The 21,148-nt window shown below is 58.5% G+C and carries 19 protein-coding genes and 2 tRNA genes; 14 read left to right on the forward strand and 7 right to left on the reverse strand.

Annotated features, from left to right (window positions below; all coding sequences use genetic code 11):
* The first annotated feature begins 7 nt into the window (after positions 1–7).
* Positions 8–670, forward strand: coding sequence for an aspartate/glutamate racemase family protein (locus K328_RS0103715; protein ID WP_028464818.1), 663 nt, complete (start codon positions 8–10; stop codon positions 668–670).
* A 124-nt stretch (positions 671–794) separates the two neighbouring features.
* The gene (locus tag K328_RS25585) at positions 795–2,024 is read left to right on the forward strand and encodes a pentapeptide repeat-containing protein (protein WP_084608079.1); all 1,230 of its coding nucleotides are present in this window, start codon (positions 795–797) and stop codon (positions 2,022–2,024) included.
* Between the two features lie 6 nt (positions 2,025–2,030).
* Here K328_RS25585 and K328_RS0103725 read toward each other — a convergent pair whose 3' ends face one another.
* From K328_RS0103725 to parE, 3 genes are all read right to left on the reverse strand, one after another.
* Positions 2,031–2,273 carry an Lrp/AsnC ligand binding domain-containing protein gene (locus tag K328_RS0103725; protein ID WP_028464819.1) on the reverse strand — a complete coding sequence of 81 codons (243 nt, stop codon included), beginning with the start codon at positions 2,271–2,273 and terminating at the stop codon, positions 2,031–2,033.
* Positions 2,274–2,364: 91 nt separating this feature from the next.
* Positions 2,365–3,756 (reverse strand): DEAD/DEAH box helicase, encoded by a 1,392-nt coding sequence (locus tag K328_RS0103730; protein WP_425411508.1) that lies wholly within the window; start codon positions 3,754–3,756, stop codon positions 2,365–2,367.
* A gap of 343 nt (positions 3,757–4,099) precedes the next feature.
* Positions 4,100–6,106 carry a DNA topoisomerase IV subunit B gene (gene parE / locus K328_RS0103735; RefSeq protein WP_028464821.1) on the reverse strand — a complete coding sequence of 669 codons (2,007 nt, stop codon included), beginning with the start codon at positions 6,104–6,106 and terminating at the stop codon, positions 4,100–4,102.
* A gap of 104 nt (positions 6,107–6,210) precedes the next feature.
* On the opposite strand from parE, the gene K328_RS0103740 reads away from it, so the two are divergent.
* The 4 genes from K328_RS0103740 (at position 6,211) to K328_RS22470 (ending at position 8,737) form a co-directional block, all read left to right on the forward strand.
* Complete coding sequence (locus tag K328_RS0103740) at positions 6,211–6,597, forward strand: acyl-CoA thioesterase (protein WP_028464822.1); 387 nt, start codon at positions 6,211–6,213, stop codon at positions 6,595–6,597.
* Positions 6,598–6,641: 44 nt separating this feature from the next.
* Complete coding sequence (locus K328_RS0103745; RefSeq protein WP_205620576.1) at positions 6,642–7,049, forward strand: hypothetical protein; 408 nt, start codon at positions 6,642–6,644, stop codon at positions 7,047–7,049.
* A 57-nt stretch (positions 7,050–7,106) separates the two neighbouring features.
* Positions 7,107–7,742 (forward strand): ParA family protein, encoded by a 636-nt coding sequence (locus K328_RS0103750; RefSeq protein WP_028464824.1) that lies wholly within the window; start codon positions 7,107–7,109, stop codon positions 7,740–7,742.
* A 119-nt stretch (positions 7,743–7,861) separates the two neighbouring features.
* The gene (locus K328_RS22470) at positions 7,862–8,737 is read left to right on the forward strand and encodes a DMT family transporter (RefSeq protein ID WP_036553114.1); all 876 of its coding nucleotides are present in this window, start codon (positions 7,862–7,864) and stop codon (positions 8,735–8,737) included.
* A gap of 154 nt (positions 8,738–8,891) precedes the next feature.
* Here K328_RS22470 and glnA read toward each other — a convergent pair whose 3' ends face one another.
* The 3 genes from glnA to K328_RS0103770 all read right to left on the reverse strand — a co-directional run bounded on the left by glnA (position 8,892) and on the right by K328_RS0103770 (position 12,224).
* A complete protein-coding gene (glnA, locus tag K328_RS0103760) occupies positions 8,892–10,301 on the reverse strand; it encodes a type I glutamate--ammonia ligase (RefSeq protein WP_028464825.1) in 1,410 nt (469 codons plus the stop codon).
* A gap of 205 nt (positions 10,302–10,506) precedes the next feature.
* A complete protein-coding gene (locus tag K328_RS0103765; RefSeq protein ID WP_028464826.1) occupies positions 10,507–10,845 on the reverse strand; it encodes a P-II family nitrogen regulator in 339 nt (112 codons plus the stop codon).
* Between the two features lie 212 nt (positions 10,846–11,057).
* Complete coding sequence (locus K328_RS0103770; RefSeq protein WP_028464827.1) at positions 11,058–12,224, reverse strand: pyridoxal phosphate-dependent aminotransferase; 1,167 nt, start codon at positions 12,222–12,224, stop codon at positions 11,058–11,060.
* 204 nt (positions 12,225–12,428) lie between these two features.
* Here K328_RS0103770 and K328_RS0103775 point away from each other — a divergent pair, with 204 nt between their 5' ends.
* Positions 12,429–13,592 (forward strand): aminotransferase, encoded by a 1,164-nt coding sequence (locus K328_RS0103775; RefSeq protein WP_028464828.1) that lies wholly within the window; start codon positions 12,429–12,431, stop codon positions 13,590–13,592.
* Between the two features lie 93 nt (positions 13,593–13,685).
* A tRNA-His gene (locus tag K328_RS0103780) sits at positions 13,686–13,762 on the forward strand.
* Between the two features lie 11 nt (positions 13,763–13,773).
* On the opposite strand, the gene K328_RS22475 is transcribed toward K328_RS0103780, so the two are convergent.
* A complete protein-coding gene (locus K328_RS22475) occupies positions 13,774–14,157 on the reverse strand; it encodes a DUF423 domain-containing protein (RefSeq protein ID WP_051284435.1) in 384 nt (127 codons plus the stop codon).
* A 114-nt stretch (positions 14,158–14,271) separates the two neighbouring features.
* On the opposite strand from K328_RS22475, the gene K328_RS22480 reads away from it, so the two are divergent.
* The 6 genes from K328_RS22480 (at position 14,272) to clpX (ending at position 21,118) form a co-directional block, all read left to right on the forward strand.
* Positions 14,272–15,780 (forward strand): bifunctional ADP-dependent NAD(P)H-hydrate dehydratase/NAD(P)H-hydrate epimerase, encoded by a 1,509-nt coding sequence (locus K328_RS22480; protein ID WP_036553116.1) that lies wholly within the window; start codon positions 14,272–14,274, stop codon positions 15,778–15,780.
* A gap of 31 nt (positions 15,781–15,811) precedes the next feature.
* The gene (locus tag K328_RS0103795) at positions 15,812–17,230 is read left to right on the forward strand and encodes a malonyl-CoA decarboxylase (protein ID WP_036553117.1); all 1,419 of its coding nucleotides are present in this window, start codon (positions 15,812–15,814) and stop codon (positions 17,228–17,230) included.
* An 87-nt stretch (positions 17,231–17,317) separates the two neighbouring features.
* A tRNA-Leu gene (locus K328_RS0103800) sits at positions 17,318–17,402 on the forward strand.
* A 63-nt stretch (positions 17,403–17,465) separates the two neighbouring features.
* Positions 17,466–18,953, forward strand: coding sequence for a trigger factor (gene tig / locus K328_RS0103805; protein ID WP_028464830.1), 1,488 nt, complete (start codon positions 17,466–17,468; stop codon positions 18,951–18,953).
* 71 nt (positions 18,954–19,024) lie between these two features.
* The gene (gene clpP / locus K328_RS0103810; protein WP_028464831.1) at positions 19,025–19,666 is read left to right on the forward strand and encodes an ATP-dependent Clp endopeptidase proteolytic subunit ClpP; all 642 of its coding nucleotides are present in this window, start codon (positions 19,025–19,027) and stop codon (positions 19,664–19,666) included.
* Positions 19,667–19,840: 174 nt separating this feature from the next.
* Complete coding sequence (gene clpX, locus K328_RS0103815) at positions 19,841–21,118, forward strand: ATP-dependent Clp protease ATP-binding subunit ClpX (RefSeq protein WP_028464832.1); 1,278 nt, start codon at positions 19,841–19,843, stop codon at positions 21,116–21,118.
* Positions 21,119–21,148 lie beyond the last annotated feature (30 nt).

The following is a 21,148-nucleotide window of genomic DNA, read 5'->3' on the forward strand; positions in this document are numbered from 1 at the left end:
AAAGCATGTGACGAAACCAATCGTCGTCATCAATCCGAACAGCACCGAAGCCGTAACAGAAGCGATGAGTACGGCGCTCGACCCGTTGCGCTTGCCGGGCGGGCCGGAGATCGAATGCCTGACCAACGCGGACGGTCCGCCGGGCATCGAGAGCCAGGCGGACGTCGATCTTGCCGCCGTCCAGACAAGAGAGATCGTGGCCCGGCGAGCGAACAGTGCGTCGGCTTTCGTAATCGCCTGTTACTCCGACCCCGGCATTCATGCCTGCCGGGAAGCGACGGACAAGCCGGTTTATGGCATCGCCGAGTCAGGAATGCTGTGCGCCTTGAGTACGGTGGAGCGCTTTGGCGTTGTTGCAATTCTCGACAAATCTATCCCAAGGCATCTTCGCTATATTCGAACGCTTGGCTTCGAATCCCGGCTCGCCGGGGAGCGTGCCTTGGGGTTGGGCGTGGTGGAGCTTTCAAATGAAAGCGTCACCTATGGGAGGCTTCTGGAGACAGGAAAAAAATTGCGGGATATGGACGGAGCTCAGGCGATCGTACTGGGTTGCGCCGGCATGGCGCGCTACCGGAGCTCGCTTGAAGAGGAGCTTTGCCTTCCGATCATCGATCCCACTCAAGCGGCGGTTAGCAATGCGTTAACCATTTCTCTGCTAAAATCCTCATGAAATCAATACAATTCAATGTAAATTAGAGTGCTATTGTAACTTTTAGTGCTTGAAAAGGTAAGAAAAGAACCGCTCAATAACCTTTGATGTAGTTGTTGCGGGCCGGGGGCGGGAATTTTTCTCGATGGATGAAGCGACACTTAAAGAAGTTATAGTGCTCCATCGAGGATTCCTCGACGGCGTGCCTGGATGCAAGCGTGCGGATTTAAGAAACGCAAGCCTGAAGGGTTTGCAAGCGCCCAACGCAAAGTTACACAATGCGCTTCTCTCCGGCGCTGACTTGACCGGTGCGGCTTTTGTGCGGGGTGATTTTTCCGGAGCGGATATGTTCGGCGCCGTCATGCGCCGGGCAAACCTCGCGGGATGCAATTTTTTCCGGGCAGACCTACGCGGCACCAAGTTTACCGGTGCGCGTCTGGGCGGCGCTGATTTCCGCGAAGCCGACATGCGGCCGGGTGAAATTCGCAATGCGGGAATGCAGCGGACCCAGAGCGTGGACATGTCGGATGCCGTGCTCGATAAATCAAACTTCTCACGCGCCAACATGACCGAAAGCAATCTTGAAGGAGCATCCCTCCGCAACAGTAATCTTTCGGAAGCTGAGCTCGTTGCTGTCAATTTATCCGGCGCTGATCTTGAAGGGGCGAACCTGGAACTGGCGCGGCTGAAAAACGCGGTGATGGCAGGAACAAACCTGAAGGGAGCAAGCCTGCGTGGAGCGGATCTCGAAGGAGCGGTGCTGCGCAACGTAGACGTATCCGTCTGCGACATGAAGGGCGCGCGTCTCGATAACTGCCGGGTGTTCCTCGGCATCCGGGACCTCAAGGAGGATCTCAAGGTCAAGGTCCAGCGTCATATGAAATGGCTGGCGACCGATGGCAAGGAGGGCGAGCAGGCTGATTTCTCAGGCGCAGACTTGTCAGGGATTGATTTTCAGTATGCCGATCTGAGTGTTGCCAAATTCACAGGGGCTAACCTGGGGAAATGCAATCTCGGGAAATCGTTTCTGACGATGGCCGATTTCACCGGAGCAAATCTCGCGGGAGCCAGTTTCTGGGGCGCTGATATGCGGGGCGTCATCCTGATGAATGCAGACCTGGCCTCTGTCAATATGGCCGACGCGGACCTGAGCTTTGTGAACATCCTGAGCACCCGCGGCGACCGTCGCGTGGTCCGTTTCCCGTCTACCCTGACTGGTGCCAATCTAGACAAGGCAATTTGTACGAACGCAAATTTCAGCGGTGCACGGCTCGACGGGGTGTCGTTCGAGACTGCGGCAACGGATGGCGCGATATTCGGTACGCCCGAATCTGACGAACCCGAATCGTCTGATGAGGCGTCTGAAAACGCCTGATCATCTTTACCCGAAAGCTTTGAAGGTGATGATCGTGAAGGTGTCCTTCACGCCTTTTATGCTGTGGATTTTTTCGGTCACGAACCGGCCGATGTCCGTATCGTCAGGCAGATAGCATTTCATCATGAGGTCGTATTGCCCGGAGGTGGAATGCACCTCCGAGACTTCTTCGAAATCCATGATTGCGGCGTCAGCGACATTATAGGCTTCGCTGAGCTCGCATTTAACCTGAACAAAAATGGTCTGCATCGGGGAACCCGGTATCTGGAAGCGATGAGCTCCCGATGGTTTCCGAAAAGGGCGCCGAAATCAAGCGGCGCCGCCGGAGTGGTTGGCTTTCTTACTTACGCAGCAGGAATGCCGGAACATGATCACCAAGGCCAACAACCTTCTCGTTGTTGCCGGAGTCGTCATCCCGGTCACGGCGTGTCTTGCGACCGCGAGCTTCCTGCGCCGGGAATTCAGTGACGTTGCCCGGACCTGGTGTCCGCTCGCCCGGGTAGGCGCGCTCCCGGTCCCGTCCGCCGCGCGAACGGGGCTTTTTCCGGCCGTTGCTATTATTGCGGCCACCGCGTTTCTCTTCACTGCTCTCGGCGCTGTCAGGGCTTGCCGCTTCGACAGTTTCTGTCGTCCCGGTGACCGGGCTTTCGGCAACAGTCTTCCCGGCAACGGCCTTCTCGGCGACAGGCGCTTTGTCGGCGTCAGGCGCTTTGGCTGCCTGCTGCCCTTCGTTCTTGAAAAGCGGGATTTCCTTGCCGATCAATTTAACGATGGCCTGGAGGTATTTGCCGTCTTCGGGAGATGTCAGCGTGAAGGCGCGACCTTCTTTGCCCGCACGTCCGGTTCGCCCGATCCGATGCACATAGTCTTCTGCATGAGTTGGCACGTCGAAATTGAACACGTGGCTCAGGCCAGCAATGTCCAGTCCGCGTGCGGCCACGTCGCTGGCACAAAGCAGGTCCGCATCGCCGTCCTTGAAGCGCTGTAGCGTCTTCATGCGATCCGGCTGGGACATGTCGCCATGCAGTTCAACGGCGTTGTAACCAGATTTTTTCAGGAACCGGTGAACGACGCCGACGTCGCGCTTGCGGTTGCAGAAGATGATTGCGTTGGTTGGTTTTTCGCTATCGATCAGATTGCGGAGCGTGTCGCGCTTGTCTTTCGCACTCACATTTACGCGCCACTGGCTGACCGTCTCGGCAGCAGAAGTGCCGGCTGTAACAGTAATCTCGCGCGGATTGATCAGGAACGCATCCGCCAGCTTGCGGATTACCTTGGAAAGCGTCGCGGAGAAGAAAAGCGTTTGCCGGATACGCGGCAGAAGTCCAACGATCCGTTCGACATCGGGGATAAAGCCCATATCGAGCATTCGGTCAGCTTCGTCGATCACCAGCACTTTGACGTCGGTCATCAGGATCCGGCCGCGCTCGAAATGGTCGAGCAGGCGGCCCGGGGTCGCGATCAGAACGTCGACGCCGCGATCAAGCTTCTTTTCTTGTTCGGCAAAGGCAACGCCGCCGATCAGAAGAGCCATGTTGAGTTGGTTGTATTTGCCGTACTTGACGAAATTATCCGCGACCTGAGCCGCAAGCTCGCGCGTGGGGCACAGGATCAGGGAGCGCGGCATCCGCGCTTTGGCTCGTCCGGCCGCCAGGATGTCAATCATCGGCAGGGTAAAGGACGCGGTCTTACCGGTCCCGGTTTGTGCGCAGCCGAGAATGTCTCTTCCCATGAGAACATGGGGAATTGCCTGCTCCTGGATAGGAGTGGGTGTTGTGTAACCAGCATCGGTTACCGCAGAAACAACTGCGTCGCTAAGTCCAAGGTCTGAAAACGTCAAGGTACCGCCTATTTTATCGCGTTGGCTGAGATTTTACAGATTGTCTGTAAGGTGCTCGGCGCGAAGATGAAGCGGATATTATGTGTAGCGTGGCCGCTGTCAACAAAGAGATCGTCTAATTCGCGCGCACCAGCCATGTTTTGGTGGTGTGTGTAGTATCCGTACCATACTTTCGTAATAAATATGAAACTAAACTCGCGGCTGGTATTTTTGAAGTCGATTCCCTTCGCCGGGATCAGACGTCGATATCCGTGACGAATTTCGCGTTTTCCTGAATGAACTGGAAACGAAGCTCCGGCTTCCGTCCCATCAGAGTTTCAACGGTCTGTTCCACAGCCCGGCGCGCCTCCGCAGCCGCACTTTCAGGATCGAGGCCCTTGAGCGACGGCGGTACGGAGACCCGCAGCAGGATACGCTTTTCAGGGTCCATGGTCGTTTCCTTGAGCTGCTTCGGCGGCATCTCGCCAAGGCCTTTGAAGCGCGAGACCTCTATTTTGGCCCGCCCAGTCATTTCCGTCCGGATCAGCTCCTCCCGATGGGCATCGTCCCTCGCGTAGACCGATTTGGTCCCCTGGGTCAGCCGGTAGAGCGGGGGCAAGGCGAGATAGAGATGACCCTGTTCGACCAGCTTGGGCATTTCACGGAAGAAATAGGTCATCAGCAGCGAGGCAATGTGGGCGCCGTCAACGTCGGCATCCGTCATGATGATGACTTTGCCATAGCGTAACTGGTCTTCGTCATAGCGGTCGCCCGTGCCGCAGCCGAGGGCAAGCGAGATGTCGGACAGTTCCTGATTGCCGCGCAATTTCTCGATCGAAGCACTGGCCACGTTCAGGATCTTGCCGCGGAGTGGCAGAATGGCCTGGGTCGCACGGTTACGGGCCTGTTTGGCGGAGCCGCCGGCGCTGTCGCCCTCGACCAGGAAAATTTCGGTGCTTTCCTGTTCGGACTTGCTGCAATCAGCGAGCTTGCCGGGAAGGCGGAGTTTCCGGGTGGCTGTTTTGCGGGAGACTTCCTTTTGCTGGCGCCGGCGCAGACGGTCATCGGCCCGTTCGGTAATCCTCTCGAGAAGCTGGTTGGATGTTTCCGGACTTGCGGAAAGCCAGTGGTCGAAATGATCCTTGACCGTTTGCTCTACGAGCTTCGTGGCATGGGCACTGACCAGTCGCTCCTTAGTCTGGCCCTGGAACTGCGGGTCCCTGATAAAGACCGACAGCATGATGCAGGCGCCGCCCATGACGTCCTCTGCGGTGATCTGTGCGGCTTTTTTCGCGCCACCAACCATCTCCGCATAGGCCCGAATGCCGCGCAGCAAGGCGGTCCGCAGGCCGGCCTCGTGGGTTCCGCCGCTGGGTGTCGGAATAGTGTTGCAATAGGCATTCATGAAACCGTCGTCGCGGTCGTCCGGCCAGGTCACGGCCCATTCGACGCGCTCGCGCGTTGCGCCTTCTTCCTTGTCGCCGGCAAAGGGCTCGCCGATCAGTACGCGGTCGCCGAGCGTGCTGTTCAAGAAGTCCGCGAGACCGCCCGGATAGTGCAGGGTGGCCGCGGCCGGGGTCCCGTCTCCTTCGCCGATCAATGCTGTATCGCAGGACCAGCGGATCTCCACGCCTTTGAAGAGGTAGGCCTTGGATCGAGCCAGCCTGTAAAGCATGGCCGGACGGAAGCGGGCCTTGCCGAAGATTTCCTCGTCCGGATGGAAGCGTACCGTTGTGCCGCGCCGGTTCTGCACCGGTCCTCTGGACTCAAGCGCCCCTTGGGTGATGCCGCGGCTGAAGCGCTGAGCATAAAGCTGCTTGTCCCGCGCGACTTCGACTTCCATCACGTCGGACAGTGCATTTACCACCGAAATACCGACGCCGTGCAGGCCGCCGGATGTGCTGTAGACCTTGTCCGAGAATTTACCGCCGGCATGCAGCGTCGACAGGATGACTTCCAGTGCGGACTTGTCCTTGAACTTGGGATGCGGATCGACGGGGATGCCGCGGCCGTTATCCCGGATGGTGACCGTCATGTCCGCGCTCAGGTCGATCTCGATCCGGCTCGCGAATCCCGCAACGGCCTCGTCCATGGAATTGTCCAGAACCTCGGCCACGAGATGGTGCATTGCACGCTCGTCGGTGCCGCCAATATACATTCCCGGACGCCGACGGACTGGCTCCAGGCCCTCAAGGACCTCGATATCCTTCGCGGAATAGTCATCATCGCTGCGGGCGGCGTTGCTTTGGAACAGGTCCGACATGGATAGGGTGCGTCCTCAGAAGCCAGAAAATTGGTTTATCCTGTAGTCTGTCGGGCGAATACTACAAGATATAGGCAACACTCGCCAAGCAATCAGGAGTGGTTATGACAGAAGTTGCACGTCAGCCGGTCGGGACCTTGCAGGTCCGGACGATCGCGATGCCGTCGGATACGAACCCCAGCGGCGATATCTTTGGCGGCTGGGTGCTCAGCCAGATGGATATTGCCGGAGGTACGGCAGCAGCGCAGCGGGCAAAAAGTCGTGTGGCGACGGTCGGTGTTGAAGCCATGTCCTTTCACAAACCGGTCCGTGTCGGTGATGTCCTTTCTTGTTATGCCAGCTTGGAAAAGCAGGGCACGACATCTCTGACCTTTCGGATCGAGGCCTGGGTCATTCGCGCCGGAACCTATCAGGGGGATGAAGTTCTCGTGACAGAGGGCCATTTCACCTTTGTTGCGCTTGACGAGAGCGGCAGGAAGCGGAAGTTGTAAAACCTCTGAGGTGGGTTGCAAACGGATTATTGGAGGCGTACTGTGTGCGCATGTTTGGCGTGCTGAACGATCTTCGGACACGACTGGGTGTCGGCTTTTTGATGGCTGTCGCGTGGCTTCTGTTTCTCCAGGCTGGCGGCGCATCGGCCGGGCAGGCCGATATCGAGAAAGTAGATGTCGAACGGGCTGCTGACGGCTCTTACAGCTTTCATGTAACCGTGCGTCACGCCGATACGGGTTGGGACCACTATGCGAATGCCTGGTCGGTACTGGCGCCGGATGGAACGCTGCTTGGCGAACGTGTGCTGTATCACCCGCATGTCAATGAGCAGCCGTTCACCCGGTCGCTGTCCGGCGTTTCCATACCGGATGGCATCAGCAAGGTAATTGTGAGGGCGCGCGACAGCCAGCATGGCGAGGGAGGGCGCAGTCTCGAAGTCGAATTGCCGTGAGTCTGCCTGCGAGGGACCTATACGGGGCGCGAGCCGCGGCAACGAGACGGAGAAGAAATGTTTACCATTGCGGTAGCGAATACCAAGGGCGGCGCCGGCAAGACGACATTGGCGACGACACTGGCTGCGCATTACGCGGGACGCGGCTTGCAGACGGCGTTGGGAGATCTGGATTTGCAGCAGAGCTCATTGGGCTGGCTGCGTCGGCGTCCGTCGGAAGTGCCGAAGATCGGCGGTGTGGATCTCGAAGAGGACGGTGCCAAGCCACGGAAAAAGACAGATATTCTGGTCGTGGACTGTGTTGCCGCGATGAGCCGCGACGTGGTGAAGGATGTGGTGAAGCGCGCGGATGTTATCGTGATTCCAGTCCTGCCGTCGGCATTCGATGAGGACGGGACAAGGCGTTTCATGGATCAGCTCGCGGACCTGAAGCCAATTCGCAAGAACAAGCGGGCGGTCGCGTTTGTCGGTAACCGGGTTCGGCTGCGGACAAAGGCGGCCGAGCGTCTGGAGCATTTTCTCGAAGATCTTGGTTTTCCGAATGTCGCCACGCTGCGGGATACGCAGCTCTATGCCCAGGCGGCACAGGAAGGTCTCGCCATTATGGAGTTAGCGAGCCGGCGCACCTATGACCATGTGATGGACCTTCAACCACTCATCGATTTCATCGAGGAATCACGTTTGTCTGCATAGTTTCGGATCGACTCCGTGTCTGTACATTTTTGTGCCGGCTGACCTGTAACAATGTTGGTTGCGGCAGGGTCCCGCGCTGCCGATGATCCGCCGGTAAAAATTCTGATTGGACTCAGATAATGCCGGCGGGAAATGCGCTTAAGACAGCTATTCTTGTGATTGTGTCCTGCGCCTTTTTCGCAGGCGCCAACGCCTGTGCCAAGGGGGTGCAGATCCTGGAAGTCGGCCCTGATCTTCATCCGCTGCAAATCGCCTTCGCACGCTTTGCATTCGGATTTCTGACCCTTCTGCCTTTCATACTACACCGCGGCATTGGCGTGTTCCGGACGCAAATTCCGGTGAAGCATGGATTGCGCATCGTCTTTGGAGCAGCCGGCGTTACGGCCTCCTTCGCGGCTGTTGGCATGATGCCATTGGCAGACGCGATCGCGATTGCCTGGACAAGCCCGATCTTCGCAATGATCTTCGCGATCCTCTTCTTGCGTGAACGGGTGGTGCCGCTCCGTTGGGCCGGAGCTGCGCTCGGGCTTGCGGGCGTGGTGATCATGAATCAGCCTGGGGCCGGAGTGCTTCAGACGGGAGCTCTGGTAGCACTCTTGTCCGCGGTACTGGTTGGCGCGGAGGTGGTGACGATCCGTCTGCTCGCGCAGTCCGACAATCCCCTGACCATCCTGGCCATCAATAATCTGTCGGGTGCAGTGATATCGGGCGTTGCCGTCATTCCCGTCTTCCAGATGCCAGACCTAGCCCAACTCCCCTATCTTATCGGAGTGGGCTCGGTGATGGTCTGCGGGCAATTGCTTTTTATCAGGGCGGCAGCGATTGGCGAGGCCAGCTTTATCGCGCCGTTCTATTACAGCACGCTGGTTTATGCGGCCCTCTTCGGATTGCTGTTTTTCGGTGAAACCCCTGGGTTCCACCTGCTTGCTGGTGGCGGCCTGATAGCGGTCAGTGGTCTTGTCATCGCATTTGTCAGGCCGCGCGCTGTGGCCTGAGCCTGGGCTCCACTTTACAAGACGCACAAAAAAACGGGCCACACGAGGCGGCCCGAGTTTTGGGAGGAAGCCTTCCGCCGGATAAAAGCGCACCGGCGAAAGGGCTTGAAGACGTCCAAGGCGAAGCGGCCGGGATGCCCGGCCGCCCGTTGCCTTAGACGGAGTAGTACATCTCGAATTCGACCGGATGCGGGGTCTGTTCGAAGCGGATGACCTCATCCATTTTCAGTTCGATGTAGGCATCGATCTGATCGTTGGTGAAGACATCACCCTGGGTCAGGAACGAACGGTCCGCATCGAGGCTTTCCAGAGCTTCGCGCAGGCTGCCGGCAACGGTCGGGATGTCGGCCAGTTCTTCCGGCGGCAGGTCGTACAGATCCTTGTCCATCGGGTCGCCCGGATGGATCTTGTTCTGGATACCGTCAAGGCCGGCCATCAGCATGGCGGAGAAGGCCAGGTACGGGTTGCCGGCAGGATCCGGGAACCGAACTTCGACGCGCTTGCCCTTCGGGCTGTTCACGAACGGGATACGGCAGGAAGCGGAACGGTTGCGCGCGGAATATGCGAGCAGAACCGGTGCTTCAAAGCCCGGGACCAGACGCTTGTAGCTGTTGGTCGTCGGGTTCGTGAAGGCGTTGAGGGCCTTCGCGTGCTTGATGATGCCGCCGATATAGTAGAGGCACATTTCGGAGAGATCGGCATAACCATTGCCGGCGAAGAGCGGCTTGCCGTCTTTCCAGATCGACTGGTGAACGTGCATGCCCGAGCCGTTGTCTTCAGCGATTGGCTTCGGCATGAAGGTCGCGGTCTTGCCATAGGCATGGGCGACGTTATGCACCACGTATTTGTACATCTGCAGGGCATCGGCGGTCTCGATCAGCGTGCCGAATTTCATGCCGAGTTCGTGCTGGGCCGGAGCGACTTCATGGTGGTGCTTCTCGATATCCACACCCATTTCGCCCATGACCGCGAGCATTTCGCTGCGCAGATCCTGTTCGCTGTCCACCGGCGGAACCGGGAAGTAGCCGCCCTTGACGCCCGGACGGTGACCCATGTTGCCTTCTTCATAGGAGCGGGCGGAGTTGTAAGGGCCTTCCGGGTGATCGACTTCGTAGTAGCCGATATTGGAGCCGGTTTTGATCTTCACGTCCTCGAACACAAAGAACTCGGCTTCCGGGCCGAAGAACGCGGTGTCGCCTATACCGAGGCTGTTCAGGTGGTTAAGTGCGGCTTTCGCCGTAGAACGCGGATCGCGCTCGTAGGGCTGGCCGGTGATCGGATCCACAACGTCGCAGAGGATCATCAGGGTCGGCTGTGCGAAGAACGGATCGACGCGCGCCGTGGACAGATCCAGCTTGAGGCTCATGTCGGATTCGTTGATTGCTTTCCAGCCGGCGATGGAGGAGCCATCGAACATGAAGCCTTCAACGAGGCTTTCTGCATCGATTGTCTCGATGGCCTGCGTCACGTGCTGCATCTTGCCGCGCGGATCCGTGAAACGGAGATCAACGAACTTGCAGTCGTGTTCCTTGATCATGCTCAAAACGGCGTTCACATCAGACATAGTCTTCCTTCCTGACTTGATGGGTCGTTGCCTCTCCGGGCGTTCGGAGCAACCGTTGGCGGTTTGTCCGAAAGCCTTTCTGGCCGGGCGTCCCGGGTTTGACGGGGTTCCGGATTCCTGTCCAGCCCCGACGAATTCATTAGTCCAGCCGGTTCAGGCTGGACGGTTTACGTCCTCCCATCGGGAGGAGCGGGTTTATCGGTTCCTAGAGGGCATCGCCACCGGATTCACCGGTTCGGATACGGATTACATCATCGACAGTAGAAACGAAGATCTTCCCGTCACCGATACGACCGGTTCGCGCTGCGGACTGTATGGCGTCCACTGCCCGCTCGACCAGCGAGTCCTCCATAACGACCTCGATTTTCACCTTGGGGAGAAAATCGACGACGTACTCGGCCCCGCGATAGAGTTCGGTGTGCCCTTTCTGGCGCCCGAAACCCTTGGCTTCGGTCACGGTGATCCCCTGGATCCCGACCTCATGTAGCGCTTCCTTTACCTCGTCCAGCTTGAAGGGCTTGATGATGGCTTCGATTTTTTTCATTGCGCCTTGCTCTTCTTGTTGATGTCCCGGTCCTCGGGTCACGCCCCCCTAAGAGCATGCTGCATGCCAGTTAGGGAAAAAATCGTAACCCTTTGAAATCATTAATAAGGTGGGATCCTGTTAGGGGCTGCTCAGGCGCTCTTATGCTCCAATTTCACGCACCTGACTAAAAAATAGGCAGCAAAAAAGAGGCAGATCCTCCACGGTGCGGCCTATGCGAGGCTTTTTCTGATGCGGGCGATGGCCTCGACGATGTTTTCTGTCGAATTGGCGTAGGAGAAGCGGAGATAGCCTTCGCCGAAGCCGCCAAAGCTGGTGCCGGCGATCACTGCCACGCCGGCTTCCTCCAGAAGTTTTTCCTGCAGCGCCTGCGCTTTCATGCCTGTGCCCTCGATATTCGGGAAGGCATAGAATGCGCCGCCGGGCTCGATGCAGCGGAATCCGGGAACGTCGTTCAGTTCCTTGACGATCACCTTTCGGCGGGCATCGAAGGCTTTGAGCATTTCCGAAACGGCGTCCTGGGGACTGGTCAGAGCTTCAAGGCCGGCGAACTGAGCCGCCGTGTTGACGCAGGAATGAATGTTCACACAAAGCTTCTCGGCGTGCGGGAAGATGTCTTTCGGCCAGACGCTGTAACCTAGGCGCCATCCGGTCATGGCATAGGTCTTGGACCAACCGTCGAGCAGGATAAGGCGATCCGCGATTTCGGGATATTGCAGCAGGCTGACATGCTCGCGGCCATCATAAAGCATCTCGCTGTAAATCTCGTCGCTCATGATGGCGACATCCGGCCAGGCCTGCAGACCGGCCACCAGTTTGTCGAACTCGGCCCGGGGCACGACGCCGCCGGTCGGGTTGGCCGGGCTGTTGACGATGATCAGCCGGGTCCGCTCGGTAATGCCGGCCAGAACTTCCTCAGCCGAAAAGGCAAAACCGTTTTCCTCGCGCAACTGGATGGAGACAGCCTTCGCGCCGGAAAACTCGATTGCGGATTGGTAGATTGGAAAGCCGGGGTCCGGGAACATGATTTCCGCGCCGGGCTCGCCGAAGATCATCATGGCGAGGAACATCGTCACCTTGCCGCCCGGGACGACCAGAACCCGACCCGGATCGACGGCAACGCCATGGCGCTTTTCCAGGTTGGCGGCGACCGCTTCGCGCAGGGCGGGAATGCCGTTGGCCGGGGTATAGCCGTGATGTCCGTCATGCAGGGCCTTGACCGCTGCTTCGACGATGTTGTCCGGGGTGCGGAAGTCGGGCTGGCCAATGCCTAGATTGATGATGCTGCGGCCTTCGGCGGCCAGTTTGTTGGCTCGCGCCAGAACGGAGAATGCGGTTTCCGTTCCTAGATGGTTAAGTCGTTCCGCGAGCTTGGTCATAACCCTGTTCCTTCCGATTTTATCGGGAATTTATTTATTTCGGTGATGCCCTTATAGCGGTGTGGAAAGGGCCGCTCAATTGGCAGTTTCGTCGCGTGCAATGCGTGTTGCGTTGCAGCACCGTCGCGGGGGCCTTGCATTGGCCGCAACCTTGGGCTAAGCGCCATTCCTCTCTTTATTACGGAATGCTTCGGAGTCGCGCCAATGAAGCCTGCAAACAGCCTCTTGTCCTCATTCGGAACAACCGTATTCGAGGTCATGTCGCGTCTGGCGATCGAGCACGACTCCATCAATCTCGGGCAGGGGTTCCCCGACGACAATGGCCCGGACGCGGTTTTGCAGCAGGCGTCGAAATTTCTGTTCGACCGGCCGAACCAGTATCCGCCGATGCTTGGTGTTCCGGAACTGCGGCAAGCAGTCGCCGATCACAACAAGCAGTTCTACGATCTTGATGTGGATTGGCAGACCGAGGTCATGGTCAGCACCGGGGCAACCGAAGGGCTAGCGGCCTGTTTCTTCGGTCTGATCGAGCCGGGTGACGAGGTCGTGCTGATCGAGCCGACATACGATTGCTACCTGCCGATCATCAAGCGGGCAGGGGGCATTCCGAAGGTGGTGACCCTCCGCCCGCCGGAATGGAAGCTTGATATCGCGGCTTTCAAGGCTGCTTTCAGCGAGAAAACCAAGCTAGTGGTTCTGAATTCGCCGATGAACCCCGCCTCAAAAGTGTTTGCCGAGACCGAGCTGAAAGCGATTGCCGAGACCGTAATCGAGCACGATTGCTATGCCGTTTGTGACGAGGTTTACGAGCACATGGCCTTCGACGGCCGCCGGCACCATCCGCTGATGACATTGCCGGGAATGCGTGAGCGCTCCGTCCGGATCGGGTCCGCAGGCAAGACCTTTTCAGTGACCGGCTGGAAGGTCGGTTATGTGACCGCACCGGCGGAGCTGCTGCAGCCTATTTCCAAGGCACATCAGTTTCTGGTCTTCACGACGGCGCCGAACCTGCAGCGCGCTGTTGCCTTTGGTCTTGGTCAGGATGACAGCTATTTCAACGGGCTGCGGGATACGATGCAAGGCAAGCGGGATCGTCTTGCCGATGGGTTGAGCGGGATCAACGGGTTCGATTGCGTTCAGTGCGAAGGCACTTATTTTCAGTTCGTCGATATTTCCGGACTTGGCTTTGACGGAGACGACGCCGCGTTCTGCCGCCATATCACGACCGAAGCCGGGGTCACGGCCCTGCCGGTCAGCGGCTTTTACTCCGGCGAGGCGTCAAAGAATTTCATCCGTTTTTGCTTCGCCAAACAGGACGCCATTCTTGATGAGGCGGTCGGCCGGTTGGCCGCGCATTTCGGCGGCTGAAAAGAACCGGCATTACGACGCGGTAAACCGGTTGACGAGCCTGCTATGTTACAGTAGGTAAACGGCCCTCGCGATTAAGCGAGCGGACTTGTGGCGGGTGTAGCTCAGCTGGTTAGAGCGCCAGATTGTGGATCTGGAGGTCGTGGGTTCAAGACCCATCACTCGCCCCACTCCCTCTTTTCTAAGTACCTTCTACCGAACGGGCTCCGGCAACACCGAGAGTGAGCCATCCGAGCATGAAGGACATGCCCCCATACGGGGCGAGCGCCGTCGGCGTGGCGCCTCCGCTGAATGCGCTGGCATAGAGCGATCCCGAGAAAAGCAGCATCCCGAGCAGGAACAGGCAGGCGCTTGCCGTGGGCAATGGTGAGGCTTTACGCCCGTTGAGCAGTAATGCGGCGGCTATCCCCGATAAATGAACCAGATGATAGAGCAGGGCGCTGGCAAACCGATCATGGGCGACGCTGTCGAACCCGGCCGCATGTGCGCCGTAAGCACCAATGCCGACGGCAACGAGACCGGCGAGGCCGAGGGCGATCCAGAGGGCACGGTTCAGGGCTGTCATCGGGATTTCCTGAGCTTGTTGTGAGCGTGGTGACTGGACCAGCGCGGATTTACCGCATTCCATGACCGGCACTCTCGTCCTATCCTCCGCCCAACTCAAGGGCTGGAGAGGCATGTGGACGATCTGACGCTGCTCAGTGTCGAGGAAATGGGTGAGGCGGACCGGATAACCATTCGCGGCGGTACGCCCGGTATTGAGTTGATGGAAACCGCCGGCGGGACCGTCTCTGATGCTATTGCTGCCCGGTTTACGCCGCGCAGGACACTCGTCGTCTGTGGTCCCGGGAACAATGGAGGTGACGGTTTTGTCGTCGCACGATTGCTGCGGGAGCGGGGCTGGGACGTCGAGCTGACGCTGTTGGGGAAGCGTGAGGACCTACGGGGTGACGCTGCGCTTGCTGCTGCAAAGTGGGATGGCCAGGTTGCCGCGTTGACGCCTGACCTGCTTGATGGGGTTGAGTTGCTGGTCGATGCGCTTTTTGGCGCCGGACTGGCGCGCGATATTGGCGGTGTTGCGTTCGATTTCCTGGCGCGTGCCGAGTCGATGGTGTGCGACGGAGCTCTGACGTCTGTTGCTGTCGATATGCCGAGCGGCGTCGATGGGAACACCGGCGCCGTGCGTGGGGTCGCTCTCCCGGCTGTGATGACAGTTACGTTCTTCCGCAAGAAGCCGGGGCATATGCTTTATCCGGGACGCGCCCTGTCGGGGGAACTCGTCGTTACCGATATCGGGATCAGGGCGGACGTGCTGCGCGAGATCGTTCCCGCCACTTTCGAGAACGCGCGGGAGCTGTGGGCTTTGGTCCTGCCCCGGCCGCATGCTTCGAGCCATAAATATACCCGCGGCCACGCTGTTATAAGCGGGGGAGAAATGACGGGGGCCGGGCGTCTTGCCGCGCGGGCTGCACGCCGGGCCGGGGCCGGACTGTTGACTGTTGTGGCGCCCTCGAGCTTGTGTCCGCTGTTTTCCGCCGACGCGCCGGGCGTTATTACGGCGCCGGCCGATGATGTTGCGGCATTCAGCAGCCTGTTGGAGGACGCCCGCAAGAATGCTGTCCTGGTGGGGCCGGGGCATGGTGTTTCAGAACATACGCGGTCAATTGCTGAGGCAGCGCTCCGGGCGGAGCGGACTATTGTGCTTGATGCGGATGCGCTTACGGTTTTCGCTGGAGAGGCAGAGGCTCTCTCCAGCATGATCCAGGCACCTGCCGTGTTGACTCCGCATCAAGGTGAGTTTGCCCGCCTGTTTCCTGATTTTTCCGGTAGCAAGCTGGAGATGGCGCGCGCGGCTGCTGAGCTGGTTGGCGCCGTCGTTGTTTTGAAAGGGCCTGACACGGTGATTGCCGCGCCGGACGGCCGGTCGGCGATCAATGGCAATGCGCCGCCGTGGTTGGCGACGGGGGGAACCGGTGATGTACTCGCAGGCACGATCCTTGGGTTGTTGACACAAGGCATGCCCGCTTTCGAAGCGGCTGCAGCCGCGGTTTGGCTCAATGGAGCGGCGGCCAGCCGGTTCGGGCCGGGCCTGATCGCTGAAGATTTGCCAGAAATTTTTCCGCGGATATTCGCCGAAGATCTCCGATGGTCGGAGATTTCCTCAAATTCTTCACCAAGAGAGCGTTGAAGGTAGCGCGCAGCTGGGCCATCTTTTGAAAATGCCAAACGATCAAGCGACTAGTTTCATCGACCGGACCCTGACCAACCTGCGCCATGCATGGTCAGGGCTTTCGGATTCAACGCGTCACATGTTCTCCGGCTTGCCACGCCCGGATCTTCCCGATGAGGATCTGGAGCGCGTGCGCCAGCAGATGGAAGATTGCCTGACGGTGCGCGCGGACGAGGTTTCCGCACGGGCCCGCGCGGCAGATCTCGGCAGGATGTATCTGGCGCTTGAGCCAACCGGACAGCTCCGTTTCCTCAAGCTTCTGGCGGAGAATTACGGTGTCGACCGTACCGCCGTCGATACGGCCATCGACGGCGTTAAGGCTGCCAAGGACGATAAGGGTCGGGAGAAAGCGGAAGCCATCTTGCGCCGCGCTCTTGAACCGCGCTGGCGCGGACTGCTCAAGCGTTTCACGACACTGCCGGAAGGCGTGAAGTTTCTCGTCGACATGCGGGTGGTGATGCTCGATTACGCTCGTGCCGAGCCGGCGATCAAGGCGCTCTCGGACGACCTGCGAGAGATGCTGAGCGCTTGGTTCGATGTCGGCCTTCTGGAGCTGAAACTGATCACATGGGAAAGCCCGGCGGCGATTCTCGAAAAACTGATCGCCTATGAAGCGGTGCACGAGATCCGTTCATGGGACGATCTGAAAAACCGACTCGATTCCGATCGGCGATGTTTCGCATACTTTCACCCGGCGATGCCGCACGAGCCGTTGATTTTTGTGGAAGTCGCGCTGGTGCCTGAGATGGCGGCCAATGTGCACGACATTCTCGATGCAAATGCGCCGATGGGCGATGTCTCGGCAGCCACCACGGCGATCTTCTACTCGATATCCAATGCGCAAAAGGGGCTTGTCGGCATCAGTTTCGGCAACTTCCTGATCAAGAGGGTCGTCGAGCTGCTGAAGCACGACGTGCCGAATTTGAAGAAATTTGCGACCCTGTCACCGATTCCGGGATTTGGTAAATGGTCGGCGCAGATACTGGATGAAGACGCCTTCGAGTTGACCAACGCGGAGCGTAAGGCCCTTTCCCCGCTTGTGGATGGCAAGAGCGATGGTGAGCGGCTGAAATCCGCCTTGGGACGCCCGGACTGGTATCAGGATGAGCCGTTGGCGGCTGCCTTGAAGATGCCGGTGAGCCGTATGGCGGCACATTATCTCCACGGGGAGCGCCGTCCGGATGGCAAGGCCAAGGACCCGGTTGCACATTTCCATCTATCGAACGGTGCCCGCATGGAGCGGCTTAACTGGCTTGGGGACACATCCCCAAAAGGCCTCTCCCAAGCCCATGGGATGATGATCAATTATCTGTATCGGGTGAGCGACATCGAGAGTAATAGCGGAGCCTATTCCTCCTCCGGGAAAATCGCGGTCTCTTCCTCAGTGAAACCGTTACTCCGCGACTGAAGCCATAACTGTTGACGTGCCGGGCCGGTTCGGATAGCCATGCCGGTCCTATACGACATGGCGCCTCCATGGACGCCAAGAAGGCTCGCGGGTGTGGTGGAATTGGTAGACACGCCAGATTTAGGTTCTGGTGGCGAAAGCCGTGGGGGTTCAAGTCCCTTCACCCGCACCATCGGACAGGCCATGGCGCGAGTATCGTGGGCGAACGCAGACGAAGCAGATTGAGCGAAAACCAATGCAGGTTACTGAAACTTCCTCCGAAGGCCTGAAGCGCGAATTCCAGGTCGTGATTCCCGCCGAGACGATTAACGGCGAGGTTGATGCGCGTCTGACGCAGCTAGCCCCGACCATCAACATGCCGGGCTTCCGCCCGGGTAAGGTTCCCGTCGCGCTCCTGAAGAAGCGTTACGGCCCTTCCGTGATGGGCGAAGTGCTGGAGAAGACCGTCAACGAGACGTCTCAGAAGACTCTCGACGAGCGCGATCTCCGGGCAGCAACGCAGCCGCAGATCGAGATCACCAAATTCGACGAAGGTGGCGATCTCGAATTCAGCATGGTGGTCGACATCATGCCGGAAATCACTCCGATCGATTTCTCGACCCTTGAGATCGAGCGTCTGACCGCAGAGCCGAGCGATGCTGATCTGGATGAGGCTATCGGCAAGCTCGCGACCCAGCACAAGAGCTCCGAGCCGATCAAGCGCAAGCGGAAGTCCAAGTCCGGTGACACCGTTGTCATCAACTTCAAGGGCATGGTCGACGGCGTCGCATTTGATGGCGGTACTGCCGAAGGCCATCATCTGGAACTCGGCTCGGGCACCTTTATCCCGGGCTTTGAAGACCAGCTGATCGGTGTGAATGCTGAAGACAAGCTCGACGTGAAGGTTACCTTCCCGGAAGATTACGGCCAGGCCACCCTGGCGGGTAAGGAAGCGATCTTCGAGACCGAAGTCATCGAGATCCGCGAGACCACCGACCCGAAGATTGATGACGAGTTCGCCAAGCTGTTCGGCATGGACGATCTCGACACCCTGAAGGAAGCGATCAAGGGCCAGCTGTCGCAGGAATATGTCGGCGCCGCCCGGACCAAACTGAAGCGGACTCTGCTCGATACGCTTGAGAAGCAGCATTCCTTCGAAGTGCCGGAAGGCATGGTGCAGGCTGAATATGACGCGATCTGTCAGGCTGTGAAGCCGCAGCAGCACGACCACGACCATGATCACGACCACGACCATGATCACGACCACGACCACGACCACGCGCATGCTGCTGACGAGTCGCTCAGCGACGAAGAAAAGGCTGAATATCGCGGCATCGCCGAACGCCGGGTTCGTCTCGGTCTCCTGCTGCAGGAAGTCGGCCGCCTGAACAACATTTCGATCGGTGACGAGGAAGTCGCTCGGGCGATCTATCAGGAAGCCACCAAATATCCGGGTCAGGAACAGCAGGTCGTGCAGTTCTACCAGCAGAACGCCCAGGCTCAGGCCAACATCCGGGCGCCGCTGCTTGAGGACAAGATTGTCGACTTCATTGTCGAGATGGCCAAGGTGACCGACAAGACGGTTGCTGCGGAAGATCTCTTCAAGGAAGACGAAGACGATTCGGCCTCTGAGGAAAAGCCGGCGAAGAAGGCTGCGGCCAAAGAGCCGGCTGCGAAAAAGAAAGCACCGGCGAAAAAGCCTGCTGCGAAAACGAAAAAAACAGACGACGCTGCGGAAGGGTAGTCATCAGGGGCTGAACGTCCCATATGCTGATTACCAACCGATTGCGACGTAACCCGATGAAGGCCGACACAATGCATGATCCCGCAGAGATCTATATGAACTCCTTGGTCCCCATGGTGGTCGAACAGACCAACCGCGGGGAGCGGGCCTACGATATCTATTCCCGCTTGCTGAAAGAGCGGATCATCTTTGTTGTCGGCCCAATCAACGACGCGATCTCCAGCGTCGTCTGCGCTCAGCTTCTGTATCTGGAAGCTGAGAATCCGAAAAAAGACATCTCCATGTACATCAACTCTCCGGGCGGGGTCGTAACCTCAGGCTTGGCGATGTACGACACGATGGAATACATCCGGCCGGACGTCTCGACTGTCTGCATCGGGCAGGCGGCTTCCATGGGCTCTCTGCTGCTTACTGCGGGTGCTGCCGGTAAGCGTTATTGCCTGCCGAATGCGAAAATAATGATCCATCAGCCGTCCGGCGGATTCCAGGGGCAGGCCAGCGATATCGAGATTCATGCCCGCGAAATCCTCAAGACACGTGCGCGCCTGAACGAAATCTACGTGAAACATACCGGCCGCAAGGTCGAAGATATTGAATCGGGTATGGAACGCGATAATTTCATGGTGCCTGAGGAAGCCAAAAAGTTCGGCTTGATCGACGAAGTCGTTGATAAACGGCCTCTCGATGCCAAGGAAGACGACGCCAAGAGCTGATTGACCGGGAACGAGAATGGCCCCGCCCGAGATGGCTGACGGGGGTGTTCTGCGGCATGGCCGCACCGGGTTCTACAGCCGTTGTCTGGCATGACGTGATTTTTTCACGTTGTGCGGCTTCGGCGCCTTTGGCTAACATGACCATTCAGCCGTCCCGTAACGAATGTGGATAAGATGAGCAAATCCGGCGGAAGCACGAACGGTGGTGATTCGAAGAACACCTTGTACTGCTCGTTCTGCGGCAAGAGTCAGCACGAGGTCCGCAAACTGATCGCGGGCCCGACGGTCTTTATCTGCGACGAGTGCGTCGAACTCTGCATGGACATCATCCGTGAAGAGCACAAGACAACGCTTGTGAAGTCGCGCGACGGGGTTCCGACCCCCCGCGACATCATGGATGTGCTGGACGATTATGTAATCGGTCAGCCCTACGCGAAGCGGATTCTGTCTGTAGCGGTGCATAACCACTACAAACGTCTGTCGCACTCCAGCAAGAACAACGATGTAGAGTTGGCGAAATCCAACATCCTGCTGGTTGGTCCGACCGGTTGCGGCAAGACGCTGCTGGCCCAGACCCTGGCCCGGATCATCGATGTTCCCTTCACCATGGCGGACGCGACGACTCTGACCGAGGCCGGTTATGTCGGCGAGGATGTCGAGAACATCATTCTGAAGCTGTTGCAGGCGGCCGACTACAATGTCGAGCGGGCGCAGCGTGGCATCGTCTATATCGACGAGGTCGATAAGATCAGCCGGAAATCCGACAATCCGTCAATTACCCGCGATGTGTCGGGTGAGGGCGTGCAGCAGGCCCTGCTTAAGATCATGGAAGGCACCGTTGCCTCCGTGCCGCCGCAGGGCGGGCGTAAACATCCACAGCAGGAATTCCTCCAGGTCGACACGACGAACATCCTGTTCATCTGTGGCGGTGCCTTTGCCGGTCTCGAGAAAATCATCTCGAACCGCTCACAGGGCTCCTCCATCGGTTTCGGGGCCGACGTGAAGGATCCGGACGATCGTCGCACCGGTGAGGTGCTGCGCGAAGTCGAGCCTGAGGATCTGCTGAAATTCGGTCTTATCCCGGAATTCGTTGGCCGCCTGCCGGTCGTCGCGACGCTGGAAGACCTTGATAACGAAGCACTGGTCGAGATTCTGACGAAACCCAAGAACGCTCTGGTCAAGCAGTACCAGCGGCTGTTCGAGATGGAGAACGTCAATCTGGAGTTCCGCGAGGAGGCCCTGAAGGCAATCGCCGACAAGGCCATCGAACGGAAGACCGGCGCGCGTGGTCTGCGGTCCATCATGGAAGGCATTCTGCTCGATCCGATGTTTGATTTGCCGGGCATGGAAGATGTTGAGGAAATCATCATCAACGGCGAGACGGTCGAGAATGGCGCTCCGCCGATCATGGTGCACGGAGAGCGCCGCGAGGACGTTGGCTCCAGCGCATAATTCACTCCCGACTTGAACGGTGTTGGGAGA

It is taken from the genome of Nisaea denitrificans DSM 18348 (genome assembly GCF_000426505.1).
In the GTDB taxonomy this organism is placed as follows: domain Bacteria; phylum Pseudomonadota; class Alphaproteobacteria; order Thalassobaculales; family Thalassobaculaceae; genus Nisaea; species Nisaea denitrificans.

Excerpts from the sequence above, each read along its gene's own strand:
- glnA (WP_028464825.1), bottom strand. The coding sequence starts at position 10,301 with ATGTCTGATGTGAACGCCGTTTTGAGCATGATCAAGGAACACGACTGC.
- tig (WP_028464830.1), top strand. The coding sequence starts at position 17,466 with ATGCAGGTTACTGAAACTTCCTCCGAAGGCCTGAAGCGCGAATTCCAG.
- K328_RS0103765 (WP_028464826.1), bottom strand. The coding sequence starts at position 10,845 with ATGAAAAAAATCGAAGCCATCATCAAGCCCTTCAAGCTGGACGAGGTA.
- K328_RS22475 (WP_051284435.1), bottom strand. The coding sequence starts at position 14,157 with ATGACAGCCCTGAACCGTGCCCTCTGGATCGCCCTCGGCCTCGCCGGT.
- K328_RS0103795 (WP_036553117.1), top strand. The coding sequence starts at position 15,812 with ATGCCAAACGATCAAGCGACTAGTTTCATCGACCGGACCCTGACCAAC.
- K328_RS0103740 (WP_028464822.1), top strand. The coding sequence starts at position 6,211 with ATGACAGAAGTTGCACGTCAGCCGGTCGGGACCTTGCAGGTCCGGACG.
- K328_RS25585 (WP_084608079.1), top strand. The coding sequence starts at position 795 with ATGGATGAAGCGACACTTAAAGAAGTTATAGTGCTCCATCGAGGATTC.
- K328_RS0103725 (WP_028464819.1), bottom strand. The coding sequence starts at position 2,273 with ATGCAGACCATTTTTGTTCAGGTTAAATGCGAGCTCAGCGAAGCCTAT.
- parE (WP_028464821.1), bottom strand. The coding sequence starts at position 6,106 with ATGTCGGACCTGTTCCAAAGCAACGCCGCCCGCAGCGATGATGACTAT.
- clpX (WP_028464832.1), top strand. The coding sequence starts at position 19,841 with ATGAGCAAATCCGGCGGAAGCACGAACGGTGGTGATTCGAAGAACACC.
- K328_RS0103730 (WP_425411508.1), bottom strand. The coding sequence starts at position 3,756 with ATGGGAAGAGACATTCTCGGCTGCGCACAAACCGGGACCGGTAAGACC.
- clpP (WP_028464831.1), top strand. The coding sequence starts at position 19,025 with ATGCATGATCCCGCAGAGATCTATATGAACTCCTTGGTCCCCATGGTG.
- K328_RS0103775 (WP_028464828.1), top strand. The coding sequence starts at position 12,429 with ATGAAGCCTGCAAACAGCCTCTTGTCCTCATTCGGAACAACCGTATTC.
- K328_RS0103750 (WP_028464824.1), top strand. The coding sequence starts at position 7,107 with ATGTTTACCATTGCGGTAGCGAATACCAAGGGCGGCGCCGGCAAGACG.
- K328_RS0103770 (WP_028464827.1), bottom strand. The coding sequence starts at position 12,224 with ATGACCAAGCTCGCGGAACGACTTAACCATCTAGGAACGGAAACCGCA.
- K328_RS22470 (WP_036553114.1), top strand. The coding sequence starts at position 7,862 with ATGCCGGCGGGAAATGCGCTTAAGACAGCTATTCTTGTGATTGTGTCC.